Raw genomic sequence first — 14,605 nt, 5'->3', positions numbered from 1 at the left:
CGCGGGCGATACAGCATGATGGAGTCGTCGATGGTTCTGCTCGCGTTGATCCTGACCGTAACGGGGTATTCCGGTATGCCCCCCGCGACCCGTGCAGGGTTCGAGGCGCTGGGGCGGCGTACCGACAGGCTGTGCCCGGCACGCCGTGTACGGACGATTACCCCCGGCGACCTCGATTATCTCCAGGACGGGTTCGAGCGGAGCCTGTCGCGGCTGGACCGCGCGCGGCTGGCTGCCGTCAATATCGCGGACCGGCGTTGCGCCCACCGCGACGGACTGGCGTGCCAGACCTCGGTGACGATGGGCGCGATGCAGACGACGCGGCTCGTGCCCCGGTTCGCCGGCTACGTCTGCGCGCACCGGGTACCCTGACCCTCTGCCTCTTTCGCCTGCACGACACGCCTGCTACTCAGACAAATAATGATAGCATAAGAGGGTGTCGTTATGGTCGAGCTGTGCCGCGGGGGCCAATCCCGCCGGAAATTCCTGACGGGTGTCGCGACCGGGGCGCTGACCGTGGGCTCGCTGTCGATCGGTTCGCAGGCGTTTGCGTTCGTGCCGCCAGAGGTGGTGCCCGTGACGGTGCCGACCGCGACATTGCAGGCGTTCGACCTAGCCGACGTCACGCTCGGCGAGGGGCCGTTCCTGCATGCGCAGCGCAAGACCGAGGCGTATCTACTCGCGCTGCAACCCGACCGGATGCTCCACAATTTCCGGGTGAATGCCGGGCTGGCACCGAAGGCGCCGGTCTATGGCGGCTGGGAATCGGATCCGCTGTGGGCGGACATCAACTGCCACGGGCATACGCTGGGGCATTATCTGTCGGCGTGCGCGCTCGCGTATCGATCGACCGGCGACCGACGGTTCAAGGCGCGGATCGACCATATCGCGCGCGAACTGGCGGCGTGCCAGGCGGCGTCGGGGACCGGGCTGGTCTGCGCATTCCCCGACGGGCCGGCGCTGGTGGCGGCGCATCTGCGCGGCGATCCGATCACCGGCGTGCCGTGGTACACGCTGCACAAGGTGTATGCGGGCCTGCGCGATGCGACGTTGCTGGCGGACAGCGGCACGGCGCGCGCGGTGCTGCTGCGGCTGGCGGACTGGGCGGTGGTCGCGAGCCGTCCGCTGAGCGACGCGCAGTTCGAGACCATGCTGGATACCGAGCATGGCGGCATGAACGAGGTGTTCGCCGACCTCTACACGATGACCGGGACCGCCGAGTATCGGACGATGGCGGAGCGGTTCTCGCACAAGGCGATCCTTGCGCCGCTGGCCAAGAGCCGCGACCATCTCGACGGGCTGCATGCCAATACGCAGGTGCCGAAGATCATCGGCTTCCAGCGGGTGTGGGAGGTGACGGGAAAGCCCGAATACCGCGATGCGTCCGAATTCTTCTGGAAGACGGTGGCGCTGACGCGGTCGTTCGCGACCGGCGGGCACGGCGACAACGAGCATTTCTTTCCGGTCGCCGATTTCGCCGAGCATGTCCTGTCGGCGAAGGGATCGGAGACGTGTTGCCAGCACAACATGCTGAAGCTGACGCGGGCGCTGTTCCTGCACGATCCGCAGGCGGGCTATGCCGATTATTACGAGCGGACGCTGTATAACGGGATTCTCGCGTCGCAGGACCCGGACAGCGGCATGGCGACGTACTTCCAGGGTGCGCGGCCGGGGTACATGAAGCTGTATCACACGCCCGAGAACTCGTTCTGGTGCTGCACCGGCACAGGGATGGAGAACCACGTCAAATATCGCGACTCGATCTATTTCCACGACGACCGCGCGCTGTACGTGAATTTGTTCGTGCCCTCCGCCGTGCGCTGGAAGGACAAGGACGCGGTGCTGACGCAGGTGACGGCGTTCCCCGACACCGCGACGACGACGCTGCGCTGGACGTTGAAGCGACCGGCCGCGCTGACGCTGAAGCTGCGGCATCCGGGGTGGAGCCGGACCGCGGTGGTGCTGGTAAACGGGGTCGAGGCGGTGCGGTCGACCAATCCGGGGCGGTATCTGGAATTGGCGCGGGGGTGGCGCGACGGCGATACGGTGGAACTGCGGCTGGATATGCGACCCGGGGTCGAGCGATCGCCGGCCGCGCCGGATATCGTCGCGTTCACTTATGGGCCGCTGGTGATGGCGGGGAGCTTCGGGCGCGAGGGGCTGGCGCCGGGATCGGACATCATCGTCAACGAGCGCAAATATGGCGAGTATAATGCCGCGCCGTTTGCGCCGCCGACGCTGGCGGGCGATCCCGATACGATTGCGCAGAAGATGCGCGCGGGGGACCGGCCGCTGGAGTTCACGATCCTCGCGGCGGACCGGCAGCCGGTGCGGATGGTGCCGTATTTCCGCGTCGCGCATGAGCGGTATGCGACCTATTGGCCGATCGCGCCGGGATTGGCGTAGGTCGGGCGGTGTTTTCCCGGCGCGTTCGATGCGGTTGCATTAGCCTCTATGCAGTGCGGCGAAACCTGATAGCCTCCCTCTCCAGAGCAGGACGACCTGCCAATACGGAGAGAGATGCATGGCACATCAAAACGCCGCGCGCGGGGATACCGGCACGAATACCAGCGCTAATTCCGGCAGGGATCACAAGAGCCTGATCTATGTGATCGCGGGGAGTATATTGGCGCTGGGGCTGGTGTTGATGGCGTTCTACGATCGGGCGGGCGATCCCATGCCGATCGCGTCGGTGCAGACTCCGGTGGTTACTGCGCAGAAATAGCGCCGGGACTTTGCGACGCCGCGACTCGGTCGAAGATCAGAATCGGGGCGTCTCGGTAGGTGCCCGTGGTGCGCAAGCCGTAGCCCAGCCGTTCCGCGAGACGGATCGAGGGGGCGTTGGCGGGGTCTATGATGCAGGTTGTCGCGGGGATGCGCGCGTCGGTCCAGGCGAGGATCGCGGCGAGCGCTTCGGAGGCGTAGCCCTTGCCTTGCGCGTCGCCGGCTAGCGTCCAGCCGACTTCGGGGGTGGCGTCGATCGGGGGCTCGATGGCTCTGCGGGCTTCGATGAGGCCGAGTTCGCCGATCAGGTTGCCGGCGGTGTCTCGCGCGATCCAGCTGCCGTAGCCGAACAGCGTCCATTGGCCGATCGAGCGGAGGAGGCGGATCCAGACGTCCTCTCGGGTGCGCGGCTGGCCACCGATCATCGTGTAGACGCGCGGGTCGGTCCACATCGTGGCGCAGTCTTCGAGGTCGGTGGCGGCGTGGGCGGTTAGGGTCAGGCGGGCGGTGGTTAGTTTGGGGGCGGATGTAGGCATTCGTACTGTCTAAGAGCGATCTTGGTGGAAGGGTATCCGTCGCCGCGCACTCTCCCCTCCCTGGAAGGGAGGGGTCGGGGGTGGGTCGGCCAGCTTGAGCCACTGGCGTTCCGGTTTGAGGAGGCCAGTCCCCCCTACCCCCCTTAGTCGCAAGCGTTCGAACTTGCGGAAGCCGACCCACCCCCAGCCCCACCCTTTCAGGGAGGGGGGCAGGTTGGGCTTTTTCTCTTCGTACGGTTCGCACGTTCGCACGTTCGCACGCCGCTATGCTTAATCGTTCGATCCTCTCCCGCCAGGGGGAGGTGTCGCCGGAGGTGACGGAGGGGGAGGATGCAGAACCCACGTTTCCCTTTCCTCCCCCTCCGTCTGGCTAGGGCCAGCCACCTCCCCCTGGCGGGGGAGGATACTAAGGGAGTCCCTGCCCCCACCTCCGGCAACGCAGGTTGTCTTCGCGGGCGATTGGTTCGGAAAGGTTGTTTTCGTGTCCCCCGCTTTGCGCTAGTCGGAGGCATGGCATCGACGATCTCCTGCGACGTTGCGATCGTTGGCGCGGGTTTGGCCGGCGGGATGATTGCGCTGGCGCTGAAAGCAAAGCATCCGGCGTTGGACGTGCGGCTGATCGACGCTGCGCCAGTCGTCGGCGGCAATCATCTCTGGTCGTTCTTCGGCAGCGACGTGGCGCAAGGCGATCGCTGGATCGTCGCGCCGCTCGTGGTGCATGCGTGGCGCGGATACGACGTGCGCTTCCCGGCGCATGAGCGGACGATCGATGCGACCTATTATTCGATCGAGAGCACGCGGCTCGACCGCGAGGTTCGCCGCGTACTTCCGCCGCATGCTTTGATGCTCGGGCGGAAGGTGTCGGGGGCGAGTGCGACCGCGGTTGTGCTGGCCGATGGCGACCGGATCGAGGCGACTGGCGTGATCGACGCGCGGGGGGCGGGCGATTTGTCGCTGCTCGATCTCGCGTGGCAGAAGTTTCTCGGGCGCGAACTGGCGTTGAGCGTGCCGCACGAAAGCCCGCGGCCGATGGTGATGGACGCGACCATTCCGCAGATCGACGGGTATCGCTTCGTCTATTGCCTGCCGTTCTCGGCCAAGCGGATGTTCGTCGAGGACACCTATTACAGCGACACGCCCGATCTCGATATTCCGGTGCTGGGCGCGCGGATCGACGACTATGTTGCCGGGCGCGGCTGGTCGGTCGAGAGCGTCGTACGCGAAGAGTCCGGCGTGCTTCCGGTCGCGATGGGGGGCGATTTCGAGGCGTATTGGCGGTCGGGCGGTGCTCGGGTGGCGAAGGCCGGCATGCGCGCGGGGATGTTCCATCCGACCACGGGGTACTCGCTGCCCGACGCGGTTCGGACTGCTTCCATGCTTGCGGGCCTCGGCGATTTCTCGGGCGCGAAACTCCACGATGCGACGCATGCGATGGCGCGGGCGACGTGGAAGTCGCGCGGATTCTACCGGATGCTCGACACGATGTTGTTCCGCGCCGCCGAGCCGGAGGAACGCTACCGCATCCTCGAGCGCTTTTACCGCCTCTCCCCCTCGCTTATCGGCCGTTTCTACGCCGGACGCTCGACGCTTTCCGACAAGGCTCGGGTTCTGACCGGCAAGCCCCCCGTCCCCATCGTGCGCGCCGTCCGCGCCATCGCAGGCAGTATGTCATCATGAAGACCGCAATAGTCATCGGCGCAGGTTTCGGCGGGCTGGCGCTCGCGATCCGGCTGCAATCCGCGGGCGTGCAGACGACGATCGTCGAGAGCCGCGACAAGCCGGGCGGGCGTGGGTATTTCTGGGAGCGGGACGGATTCACCTTCGATGCGGGCCCGACCGTCATCACCGATCCGGACTGCCTGCGCGAATTGTGGGCGCTGACCGGGCGTGACATGAGCGAGGACGTGACGCTCGATCCGGTGCTGCCGTTCTACCGGCTGAACTGGCCCGACGGGACGAACTTCGACTACACCAACGACGACGTGCAGATGCGCGCCGAGATTGAGAAGCTGCATCCCGGCGACTGGGCGGGATACGAGAAGTTCCTGCAATATTCGGCGGGGGTGTTTCACGAGGGCTATGAGAAGCTCGGCCATGTCGCGTTCCTCGACTTCGGATCGATGATCAAGGCGGCGCCGGCGCTGGCGAAGTATCAGGCGTGGCGGTCGGTCTATTCGATCGTGTCGAGCTTCGTGAAGTCGGAGAAGCTCCGCGAGGCGTTGAGCTTCCACACACTGCTGGTCGGCGGCAATCCGATGACGACGAGCGCGATCTATGCGCTGATCCACAAGCTGGAGCGTGACGGCGGCGTGTGGTTCGCGCGTGGCGGGACCAACCGGCTGGTGGCGGCGCTGGTGACGCAGTTCGAGCGGCTGGGCGGCGTGCTGCGGCTCGACGATCCGGTGACGTCGATCGAGACGCTGGGCGACCGTGCGACCGGCGTGACGACCGCGAGCGGCTGGTCGGGCCAGGCGGACGCGATCGCGGCGAACAGCGACATCATGCACACCTACCGCGACCTGCTGGCGACCTCGCGCAGCGCCAAGCGGAAGACCGGGTCGCTCGAGCGGAAGAAATATTCGCCGTCGCTGTTCGTGGTGCATTTCGGGATCAAGGGCACGTGGCCGGGCATCCCGCACCACATGATCCTGTTCGGGCCGCGCTATAAGGGGCTGCTCGAGGACATCTACGACCACGGCGTGCTGTCGGAAGATTTCTCGCTGTACCTGCATCATCCAACCGTGACCGATCCTTCGCTGGCGCCGGAGGGGCATTCGACTTTCTATGCGTTGGCGCCTGTGCCGCATCTCGGGAAATTCCCGGTCGACTGGGACGAGATCGCGCCGATCCTGGAGAAGCGCATCCTCGACGAGATCGGGCGGCGGTTGATCCCGGACATCCATGAGCGGATCGTGACGAAGTTCTCGTACGCGCCGAAGGATTTCGCGGAGGATCTGAATGCACATCTGGGGTCGGCGTTCTCGCTGGAGCCGGTGCTGACGCAGAGCGCGTATTTCCGGGTGCATAATCGCGACGAGCATATTCCGAATTTGTACTTCGTGGGCGCTGGGACGCATCCGGGCGCTGGGATTCCGGGGGTTGTGGGGAGTGCGAAGGCTACGGCGCGGTTGATGCTGGAAGGCGAGAAGTAAGGTTTGTTCACGCGGAGACGCGGAGACGCGGAGGTGTTGCGCTTGTCGCTTAGCGACCGTGTCTTCAACGATTTGCGGAACTCGGGTGAAGACAGCGCGAGCGCTGTCCGGAACGCAACACCTCCGCGTCTCCGCGTCTCCGCGTGAACCCATTCTTTCCTTGCGGCACCCCGCGCGCTTCCCCTAGCGGTGCGGGATGAAGAGACTTGCTGTGTATTGCGGGTCGGCGACGCCGGCTGATCCCACCTATATCGAGGGCGCTCGGGCGCTCGGACGCGCGTTTGCCGAGCGGGGGATTGGGCTCGTTTATGGCGGCGGGCGGACCGGGCTGATGGGTGCGATCGCGGATGGGGCGCTTGAAGGCGGCGGCGAGGTTATCGGGGTCATTCCTCAGGCCTTGGTCGATGCGGAGGTTGCGCATCGGGGGCTGACCGAGTTGCACGTCGTCAGCGGCATGCATCAGCGCAAGCAGATGTTCACCGATCTCTCCGACGGGTTCGTGACGATTCCGGGTGGGACGGGAACGATGGACGAGCTGTGGGAGGCGCTGAGCTGGGCGCAGCTTGGGTATCATGCGGATCCGGTTGGGTTGCTGAATACCGCTGGGTATTACGATCACCTGATCGCGTTTTGGGAGAAGATGGGCGAGGTTGGGTTTTTGCGGCCGCAGCACCGGGATCTGCTGATCGTGGCGGATACGCTGGAGGTGTTGCTCGACCGGATGGCGAGCCACGTGCCGACGCAGCCGATCGTGCGGATGAACGCGTCGGATTTGTGAGGTTGCGGGCTCACTCCAGCACCTGCCGCCATCCCAATGTTCGCCGCCACCCCGGCGGAGGCCGGGGCCCAGTAGGGAAGGTTGCAGTAACGACGCGCAGCGCCAGCCAATTGATGTCCCCCAACTGGGCCCCGGCCTTCGCCGGGGTGGTGCCTGCAATGGTGGTAGCGCTAGGGGGTAGGTTGTGACCCACCCCCTCCCCTCGCGCGAGGCGATCGTCGCGACCGCGCATGAGTCGATCTCGCGTGGGTCGAAGAGTTTTGCGGCAGCCAGCCTGTTGTTCGACAAGCCAACGCGGGAGCGGGCTTGGTTGCTGTATGCTTGGTGTCGGCGGTGTGATGATATCGCGGATGGGCAGGATCATGGGCACGGCATGACCGTGGTCGACGACGCTCCGGCGCGGTTGGTGGCTTTGTCGGCGATGACCGAGCAGGCGCTCGCGGGCGAGGTGGTGGGCGAGCCGGCGTTCGATGCGTTGCGGATCTTTGCGGCCGAGACCCGGCTGCCGAAGCGGTTCGCGCGCGATCTGGTCGAGGGATTCGCGCTGGATGCGCGCGAGTGGCGGCCGCGGTCGGAGAACGACCTCTACAAATATTGCTACCATGTCGCGGGTGTCGTCGGGTGCATGATGGCGATCGCGATGGGCGTCGATCCCGACGACGAGGACACGCTCGATCGTGCGTGCGACTTGGGGATGGCGTTCCAGCTCGCCAATATCGCGCGCGATGTCGAGGAGGATGATCGGGTCGGGCGATGCTATCTGCCCGAGGACTGGCTGGTGGAGATGGACTTTCCGCCGGGTCAGCACATGAAGCCGCCGTTTCGCTCGCGCCTCGCGGTGTTGACGAAGCGGATGGCGGATCGGGCTGCGGCGTTCGAGGCGAGTGCGCGGGAGGGGACGCCGGCGCTATCGTTCCGTTCGGCGTGGGCGGTTCTGTCGGCGGCGGGGATTTATGGGGCGATCGGGCGGACCGTGGCGGCTCGGGGTGAGCATGCGTGGGATCACCGGGTGACGACGTCGGGGATGCAGAAGCTGGGGTTTATCGTGACGGCGGCGCGGGAAGCGGCTCGGCGGGATACGCTGTATCCGCGGACAGCGCGGGATGCGCGGTTGTGGACGCGGCCTAGGTAATCATCGACGGTAATTTGTTCTCCCGCGAAGGCGGGAGCCCAGTCTGGGTCCCCGCCTTCGCGGGGAAACAGTCTAGCCCTGTGGCTTGGCCTTGCCGGCCTTCGCCATCAATTGGCCCTGCGCACGGCAATTCGCGCCGATCATCGGGTACGGAACGTCCGTGTTCTGCGCCAACTGGTCGGGCAGCGCCGCACGGCACTGCGCCATCGTCTCGTAGCGCGCCGGAATGACCCGCGCCTCGGTGCAATTCACATTGCCGTCACCGCAGCCCATGATGGCCATGACGTAGAACAGCGGTTCCATTTCATTCTCCAGTGGCTCGCGGTGGCAGGCGACGTGGCCGACATCGGACACGATAACAAAAGCGACGAAGTGGCAGGATTGTTCCCCCAACTGCTTTCGCCGGGGCTTGACTGCGCCTACATCGCATCGATCCATGCCACCTGACACCTACACCTCCACCCGCGCGGACCAGCCCTTGCTGCCGACGCTCCGTCGCTTCCTGCCGTTCCTATGGCCGGCGGGGCAGCCCAAGCTGAAGGCGCGGATCGTCGTCGCGATGCTGCTCGTGATCGCGTCGAAGCTGATCCAGGTGTTCGGCGCGGCGTTCACGCTGAAATATGCGGTCGACCGGATGGCGGGGAACGATCGCGGAGCGCTGACCTTGGTCGTGTTGCTGGTGGTGGGGTATGCCGCCTCGCGGTTCGGGACGACGCTGTTCGACAATCTGCGCAATGCGGTGTTCGAGCGCGTCGGGCAGGACGCGTCGCGGCGACTGGCGGCGCAGGTGTTTCGCCATCTGCATGCGCTGAGCCTCGATTTTCACCTGTCCAGGCGGACGGGCGCGGTCACCAAGGTGGTCGAGCGCGGGACCAAGAGCATCGACACGATGCTGTATTTTCTGCTGTTCAACATCGCGCCCACCGTCTTCGAACTGGTGCTGGTGCTCGGGCTGTTCTGGACCAAGTTCGGCTGGCCGTTGGTCGTCGCGACCGTCGTGATGGTGGTCGGCTACATCCTCTTCACGCGGATGGTGACCGACTGGCGCAACGCCTTGCGCGCGCGGATGAACGACCTCGATACCGGCGCGGTCGCGCATGCGGTGGATTCGCTGCTGAACTTCGAGACGGTGAAGTATTTCGGCGCGGAGGAGCGCGAGGCGCGGCGCTACGACAGCGCGATCACCGCGTATTCCGAGGCTGCGGTGAAGAGCGAGAATTCGCTCGCGTGGCTCAACCTCGGCCAGGCGCTGATCACCAACGTGATGCTGGCGGGCGGCATGGGCTTCGTCGTGTGGCGGTGGAGCCGCGGCGAGGCGTCGGCGGGCGACGTGGTGTTCGTGTTGACGCTGCTGGCGCAGTTGTTCCGGCCGCTCGACCTGCTGGGGATGGTGTATCGCACGATCCGGCAAGGTGCGCTCGACATGGCGGCGATGTTCGACCTGATCGATACGCCCGCGACCGTGGTGGATGCACCGGATGCGCCTGCACTGGCGGTGAGCGCGGGGCATGTGCGGTTCGAGAACGTGTCGTTCGGGTATGACGCGCGGCGGCCGATCCTTCGCGACCTGGAGCTGGACGTGCCGGCGGGATCTACGCTGGCCGTCGTTGGGCCGTCGGGGGCGGGCAAGTCGACGCTCGCGCGGTTGCTGTACCGGTTTTACGATCTGACAGGCGGGCGGATTACCGTCGATGGGCAGGATATCGCGCAGGTTCGGCAGGCGTCTTTGCGCGCGGCGATCGGGATCGTGCCGCAGGATACGGTGCTGTTCAACGACACGATCGGGTACAATATCGCCTATGGTCGCGAGGGCGCGGAGATGCCCGAGGTCGAGGTTGCGGCGAAGGGTGCGGCGATTGCCGGGTTCATCGAGCGTCAGCCGCTCGGGTATGAGACGCGCGTGGGCGAGCGTGGGTTGAAGCTGTCGGGCGGCGAGAAACAGCGCGTGGCGATCGCCCGGACGCTGCTCAAGAACCCGCCGATTTTGATCCTGGACGAGGCTACGTCGGCGCTGGACAGCCGGACCGAGGCCGAAATCCTCGACACGCTGGAGGCGATCGAGCGCGGGCGTACGACGATCGTGATCGCGCATCGGCTGTCCACCGTGGTGCATGCGGACCAGATCGTCGTGCTTGAGGCGGGGCGGATCGTCGAGAAGGGGACGCACGCGGAGCTGCTGCGGCAGGGTGGCGTGTATGCGGAGATGTGGAACCGGCAGGCGCAGGAGCGCGCCGGGGATGACGATGGGGCGTTGGCAGCGGAGTAGGGGCGCGGGCCGCCGTGCGTAGCCGTCGTTTATAGGCGCGCTCACGCCCACGCCGCCGCTCCCGCAGCGCGTCGGACGTGTTCCGTTCTCATCCCATGACGCAAGTACGGCGGTCGCATTCGAACGGCAGCCTCCCTTCCTTGTTCTCCCGCGAAGGCGGGAGCCCAGTCTGGGTCCCCGCCGTCGCGGGGAAACAAGCTTGGCGACGGCGTCCTGGGACTTGTGCGTTTCCCCCACCATCAACGGACCGAGTCTACCCGCAGGTCAGGCGGATCTGCTTGGCGGGTTTGTCGAAGACGATGCTGGAGCAGCGGTCGAGCAGATCGGCGCCGAGCGTCAGGCGGTCGCGGTTGGCGTCGCGCTTGCCCTTGGCGGTGACGACGATCTCGTCGGGGTCGGGTGGTGGCGCGTCGGCGTCGGGGATCGCGGCGGCACTGCCGACGTCGGTGGTGCGGACGCCGAGTGACCATAGCGCGAGCGGGCCGACGAGGAGCGGGGTGGCGAGCATCATCGTGCGAACGGGTCGGGCGATACCGAAGGCGATCTCGACCGGTGCGGTGAGGCCGGCCAGCGTGCCGCGCTGCGCCTGCGCGATCAGCGTGGCGGCGTTGGCGGTGACGGTCGTGCGTGGATGATAGGGATCGAAGCGGACCCGGATCGGCTGGCCGCCGATCGTGATCTGCGCGAAGGTCCCGGAGAGTTTGCCCAGCAGGCCGCCGCCGTCGACCATCGGCAACGCGACGGTCCGCTCGCCAGCGCGCGGCGCGTTCAGGAAGATGCGCACGACGGGTTCGGGCAGCGACGCCGGGCCGATGCTGCCGTCGCCGACATCGGCATAGGGCCGCCCGACCCAGCGCGGGTCGGCAGCCTTGCCCTTGGTCTCGTGCTTGTGGCTTGGAAAGCCGATCCGCCGCTTCACCGCGTTGATCCCGAACGTCATCGGGCGGACCGTCGTCGCCTGCATCGCGCCTTGCCCGCCGACCGAATAGCCGAGTCCCAACGCGCCGCCCTTCAGCGCAAGTCGCTCGGCGACTGCGGTCGTGACGAAGACCAGGCCGGGTGCGGCGGGGTCGACGCGCAGGGTGACGGGCTTGCCGTCGATCGTTGCGGCGATCATCCCGCCGACCGGTACGTCGCGGATGGCCGGGGCCGTGTCGCCGGCTAGCGCGACGCTGCTCACGAGGACCGATGCCGCCACGCCGGTTCTAAGGATATTGGCGATCATCGTAAGGTCTCCGGCGTCAGGCGCCGCGATCTTGCCGCGTCATATCGTATTCGCAACGAATTTATGATCGGTAATGATTGGATAACCAATGCAGGCTCGCCCCTCGACGGGCGACTGCGCGACGCCTAGATCGCATGGCAATGGCACTCGACCCTCTTCCCGATCTCCAGCGCATCTTCGGCTTTCCTGATTTTCGTGGCGTGCAGCGCGATGTCGTCGATCGGGTGCTCGCGGGGCAGCGGACTCTGGCGGTCATGCCGACGGGCGCGGGGAAGTCGCTGTGCTATCAGTTGCCGGCGACGATGCTGGAGGGGACGTGCGTGGTCGTGTCGCCGCTGATCGCGTTGATGCATGACCAGTTGCGGGCGGCGACTGCTGTCGGGATCAAGGCGGCGACTTTGACGTCGGTCGATACCAATCGCGAGGAGACGATCGCGCGGTTTCGGGCTGGCGATCTGGACCTGCTGTATGTCGCGCCGGAGCGGGCTTCGAATGAGAGTTTTCGGAACCTGCTCAGCCAGGCCAAGCTGTCGCTCTTCGCGATCGACGAGGCGCATTGCGTCAGCGAATGGGGGCATGATTTCCGGCCGGATTATCGGTTGCTGCGGCCTCTGCTCGACCGTTTCCCGGACGTGCCGCGCCTCGCGCTGACGGCGACCGCGGATGCGCATACTCGGGCGGATATCCTCGAGCAGCTGGGGATCTCGCAGGAGGGGCTGATCGTGTCGGGGTTCGACCGGCCGAACATCCGCTATGCGATCTCGGGGCGCGACAACGTCAACCGGCAGATCGCGGACATCCTGGAGAAGATTCCGGGGCCGGGGATCGTCTATGCGCAGACGCGGGCGGCGACCGAGAAGCTGGCGGAGGCGCTAGGGCGGAGCGGGCGGCCGACGCGAGCGTATCATGCCGGGCTCGATCCTCAGGTGCGGGCGAAGAACCAGGCGGATTTCGTCGCGAGCGAGGACATGGTGATCTGCGCCACGGTCGCGTTCGGGATGGGGATCGACAAGCCCGACGTGCGGTTCGTGGCGCATGCCGGGCTGCCGAAATCGATCGAGGCCTATTATCAGGAGACCGGCCGCGCGGGGCGTGATGGCGACCCGGCGATCGCGCATCTGTTCTGGGGCGCGGAGGATTTCGCGCGCGCGCGGCAGCGGATCGGCGAGGTCGAGCCCGAGCGGCAGGCGGGTGAACGACAGCGGCTGACCGCGATGGGCGGGCTGGTCGAGACGGCCGGGTGCCGACGGCGCATCCTGCTCAAGCATTTCGGCGAGGAGCGGCTCGAGGATTGCGGGAATTGCGACAATTGTCTCGGTAACGTCGATGCGGTCGATGCGACCGAGACGGCGCGGAAATTCCTGTCGGCGGTGTTCCGGACAGGGCAGATGTACGGCGTCGGGTATATCGAGGGCATCCTCACCGGCGTCTCGTCGGAGCGGAGCCTGATGAACGGGCACGAGGCGCTGTCGGTGTACGGGATTGTCGAAGGCGACGAGGTCGCGTTGCTGAAGCCGGTGTCGCGGGCGCTGATGCTGAAGGATGCGCTGCGCACCAATCCTCATGGGGGCCTCGAGTTCGGGCCGGCCGCGAAGGCTATCCTGAAGGGCGAGGCGGCGGTGTCGATCGTCGTGCCGCCCAAGCGCGAGCGGCGGCGCAAGGGCGCGGTTGGCGCTGTGCCGAACCCGGTCGACGATCCGCTGTTCGAGGCGTTGCGCGTGCGGCGGCGCGATCTGGCGAAGGAAGCGGGCGTTCCGCCGTATGTGATCTTCCACGATTCGGTGTTGCGTGACATTGCGCGGCAGCGGCCGGCGTCGCGTGCCGAGTTGAGCCTGTTATCAGGCATTGGCGCGCGCAAGCTCGACGCCTATGGGGATGCCTTCCTCCAGGTCATCCGCGAGTCCGCATGATACGGCAAATAAACGAAAGTATTTCGGTCGCGCCACAGATCGCGGTCGAGCAAGTCGCGGAAATCGCTGCGGCGGGGTTCAAGACGATCGTCAACAACCGACCCGACGACGAGGATGCGGGGCAGCCTTCGGGTGATGCGATCCGCGCCGCGGTGGAAGCGGCCGGGCTGAAATACGTCTCGATTCCGGTGACGCATGCGGGGTTCTCGCATCCACAGATCGACGCGATGACGGAGGCGCTGACGGATTCGGACGGGCCCGTGCTGGCCTATTGCCGATCGGGGACGCGGAGCTGCAATTTGTGGGCGTTGGCGGCGGCGAAGGCGGGGCGGAACCCGAACCTGCTGCTCGCGCAGGCCGAGGACGCCGGATATGACCTGCGCGGAATCCGACCGATGCTGGACGCGCTCGCAGGGCCGCGATGACGCCTGCCATCGTCGGCGGCATCGTGGCCGTCGTTGTGCTGCTGCTCGCGGGTCTGGCCTGGGTGGTCGTACGGATGCGGCGGGTCGTGAAGATCGAGACACCGGAAGAGGCGGCGGACGCGGCGCAGGCACAGCTTCGCGGGTTTGCGGTGGCTGGTGCCGTTGTCGGAGCGGACGGGCAGGGCGCGCTGGCGATCGCGGATGACGGGCGTGTCGCTGCGGTGAAGCGGATCGGCAAGACCCTGACAGTGCGCGAGGTATCGTGGCGGACGGTGCGCGCGACGCACGAGGGGATATTGGTCGAGACCGGGGACAAGGCGCTGGGCGCGGTGATGCTCGCGCAGGTCGACGTCCTCGACATCCGCCGGTTGGCGCCGAAGGGCGTGCGGGTCTAGCGAGCCCTACGCGCCGCGGTCATTCTGCGGCAGCGGTCCTGACGCTTGCGGAACGTTTCTCG

The 14,605-nt window shown here is 66.4% G+C and carries 14 protein-coding genes; 11 read left to right on the top strand and 3 right to left on the bottom strand.

Annotated features, from left to right (window positions below):
- Window positions 1–15: 15 nt before the first annotated feature.
- The 3 genes from ASE69_RS22610 to ASE69_RS13775 all read left to right on the top strand — a co-directional run bounded on the left by ASE69_RS22610 (window position 16) and on the right by ASE69_RS13775 (window position 2,725).
- Complete coding sequence (locus ASE69_RS22610; protein WP_235518776.1) at window positions 16–372, top strand: hypothetical protein; 357 nt, start codon at window positions 16–18, stop codon at window positions 370–372.
- A gap of 72 nt (window positions 373–444) precedes the next feature.
- A complete protein-coding gene (locus tag ASE69_RS13780; protein WP_056487666.1) occupies window positions 445–2,406 on the top strand; it encodes a glycoside hydrolase family 127 protein in 1,962 nt (653 codons plus the stop codon).
- 118 nt (window positions 2,407–2,524) lie between these two features.
- Window positions 2,525–2,725, top strand: a complete 201-nt coding sequence (locus tag ASE69_RS13775; RefSeq protein ID WP_056487663.1) for a hypothetical protein — start codon at window positions 2,525–2,527, stop codon at window positions 2,723–2,725.
- Here ASE69_RS13775 and ASE69_RS13770 read toward each other — a convergent pair.
- Window positions 2,709–3,260, bottom strand: coding sequence for a GNAT family N-acetyltransferase (locus ASE69_RS13770; RefSeq protein WP_056487659.1), 552 nt, complete (start codon window positions 3,258–3,260; stop codon window positions 2,709–2,711). The genes ASE69_RS13775 and ASE69_RS13770 overlap by 17 nt on opposite strands.
- 510 nt (window positions 3,261–3,770) lie before the next feature.
- On the opposite strand from ASE69_RS13770, the gene crtY reads away from it, so the two are divergent.
- The 4 genes from crtY (at window position 3,771) to ASE69_RS13750 (ending at window position 8,322) form a co-directional block, all read left to right on the top strand.
- Window positions 3,771–4,937, top strand: coding sequence for a lycopene beta-cyclase CrtY (gene crtY / locus ASE69_RS13765; RefSeq protein WP_056487657.1), 1,167 nt, complete (start codon window positions 3,771–3,773; stop codon window positions 4,935–4,937).
- Window positions 4,934–6,412 (top strand): phytoene desaturase, encoded by a 1,479-nt coding sequence (locus ASE69_RS13760; protein ID WP_056487654.1) that lies wholly within the window; start codon window positions 4,934–4,936, stop codon window positions 6,410–6,412. The genes crtY and ASE69_RS13760 overlap by 4 nt, the downstream gene beginning before the upstream one ends.
- A 196-nt stretch (window positions 6,413–6,608) precedes the next feature.
- Window positions 6,609–7,190 (top strand): TIGR00730 family Rossman fold protein, encoded by a 582-nt coding sequence (locus tag ASE69_RS13755; protein ID WP_056487652.1) that lies wholly within the window; start codon window positions 6,609–6,611, stop codon window positions 7,188–7,190.
- Window positions 7,191–7,374: 184 nt separating this feature from the next.
- Window positions 7,375–8,322, top strand: coding sequence for a phytoene/squalene synthase family protein (locus ASE69_RS13750; protein ID WP_082453121.1), 948 nt, complete (start codon window positions 7,375–7,377; stop codon window positions 8,320–8,322).
- 72 nt (window positions 8,323–8,394) lie between these two features.
- On the opposite strand, the gene ASE69_RS13745 is transcribed toward ASE69_RS13750, so the two are convergent.
- Entirely contained in the window at window positions 8,395–8,625 is a 231-nt protein-coding gene (locus ASE69_RS13745) for a hypothetical protein (protein ID WP_056487649.1), read from the bottom strand.
- 133 nt (window positions 8,626–8,758) lie between these two features.
- On the opposite strand from ASE69_RS13745, the gene ASE69_RS13740 reads away from it, so the two are divergent.
- Entirely contained in the window at window positions 8,759–10,588 is a 1,830-nt protein-coding gene (locus ASE69_RS13740) for an ABCB family ABC transporter ATP-binding protein/permease (RefSeq protein WP_056487647.1), read from the top strand.
- Between the two features lie 253 nt (window positions 10,589–10,841).
- On the opposite strand, the gene ASE69_RS13735 is transcribed toward ASE69_RS13740, so the two are convergent.
- Window positions 10,842–11,813, bottom strand: coding sequence for a hypothetical protein (locus ASE69_RS13735; RefSeq protein ID WP_056487644.1), 972 nt, complete (start codon window positions 11,811–11,813; stop codon window positions 10,842–10,844).
- Between the two features lie 140 nt (window positions 11,814–11,953).
- Between ASE69_RS13735 and recQ the strand changes: the two genes are divergently transcribed.
- Genes recQ through ASE69_RS13720 form a run of 3 tightly spaced genes read left to right on the top strand, consistent with a single transcriptional unit; the run spans window position 11,954 to window position 14,543 of the window.
- Window positions 11,954–13,723 carry a DNA helicase RecQ gene (recQ, locus tag ASE69_RS13730; RefSeq protein WP_056487642.1) on the top strand — a complete coding sequence of 590 codons (1,770 nt, stop codon included), beginning with the start codon at window positions 11,954–11,956 and terminating at the stop codon, window positions 13,721–13,723.
- Window positions 13,720–14,148 (top strand): TIGR01244 family sulfur transferase, encoded by a 429-nt coding sequence (locus ASE69_RS13725; RefSeq protein WP_056487639.1) that lies wholly within the window; start codon window positions 13,720–13,722, stop codon window positions 14,146–14,148. The genes recQ and ASE69_RS13725 overlap by 4 nt, the downstream gene beginning before the upstream one ends.
- Complete coding sequence (locus tag ASE69_RS13720) at window positions 14,145–14,543, top strand: hypothetical protein (RefSeq protein ID WP_056487636.1); 399 nt, start codon at window positions 14,145–14,147, stop codon at window positions 14,541–14,543. The genes ASE69_RS13725 and ASE69_RS13720 overlap by 4 nt, the downstream gene beginning before the upstream one ends.
- Window positions 14,544–14,605: the final 62 nt, after the last annotated feature.

The sequence above is a fragment of the Sphingomonas sp. Leaf208 genome, assembly GCF_001421415.1.
GTDB lineage: Bacteria > Pseudomonadota > Alphaproteobacteria > Sphingomonadales > Sphingomonadaceae > Sphingomonas.
The sequence above is the reverse complement of the archived record's forward strand: the minus strand, read 5'-3'. Positions and strand labels throughout refer to the sequence as shown.

Coding starts and splice junctions, on each gene's coding strand:
- ASE69_RS22610 (WP_235518776.1), top strand. CDS start 16: ATGATGGAGTCGTCGATGGTTCTGCTCGCGTTGATCCTGACCGTAACG.
- ASE69_RS13780 (WP_056487666.1), top strand. CDS start 445: ATGGTCGAGCTGTGCCGCGGGGGCCAATCCCGCCGGAAATTCCTGACG.
- ASE69_RS13775 (WP_056487663.1), top strand. CDS start 2,525: ATGGCACATCAAAACGCCGCGCGCGGGGATACCGGCACGAATACCAGC.
- ASE69_RS13770 (WP_056487659.1), bottom strand. CDS start 3,260: ATGCCTACATCCGCCCCCAAACTAACCACCGCCCGCCTGACCCTAACC.
- crtY (WP_056487657.1), top strand. CDS start 3,771: ATGGCATCGACGATCTCCTGCGACGTTGCGATCGTTGGCGCGGGTTTG.
- ASE69_RS13760 (WP_056487654.1), top strand. CDS start 4,934: ATGAAGACCGCAATAGTCATCGGCGCAGGTTTCGGCGGGCTGGCGCTC.
- ASE69_RS13755 (WP_056487652.1), top strand. CDS start 6,609: ATGAAGAGACTTGCTGTGTATTGCGGGTCGGCGACGCCGGCTGATCCC.
- ASE69_RS13745 (WP_056487649.1), bottom strand. CDS start 8,625: ATGGAACCGCTGTTCTACGTCATGGCCATCATGGGCTGCGGTGACGGC.
- ASE69_RS13740 (WP_056487647.1), top strand. CDS start 8,759: ATGCCACCTGACACCTACACCTCCACCCGCGCGGACCAGCCCTTGCTG.
- ASE69_RS13735 (WP_056487644.1), bottom strand. CDS start 11,813: ATGATCGCCAATATCCTTAGAACCGGCGTGGCGGCATCGGTCCTCGTG.
- recQ (WP_056487642.1), top strand. CDS start 11,954: ATGGCACTCGACCCTCTTCCCGATCTCCAGCGCATCTTCGGCTTTCCT.
- ASE69_RS13725 (WP_056487639.1), top strand. CDS start 13,720: ATGATACGGCAAATAAACGAAAGTATTTCGGTCGCGCCACAGATCGCG.
- ASE69_RS13720 (WP_056487636.1), top strand. CDS start 14,145: ATGACGCCTGCCATCGTCGGCGGCATCGTGGCCGTCGTTGTGCTGCTG.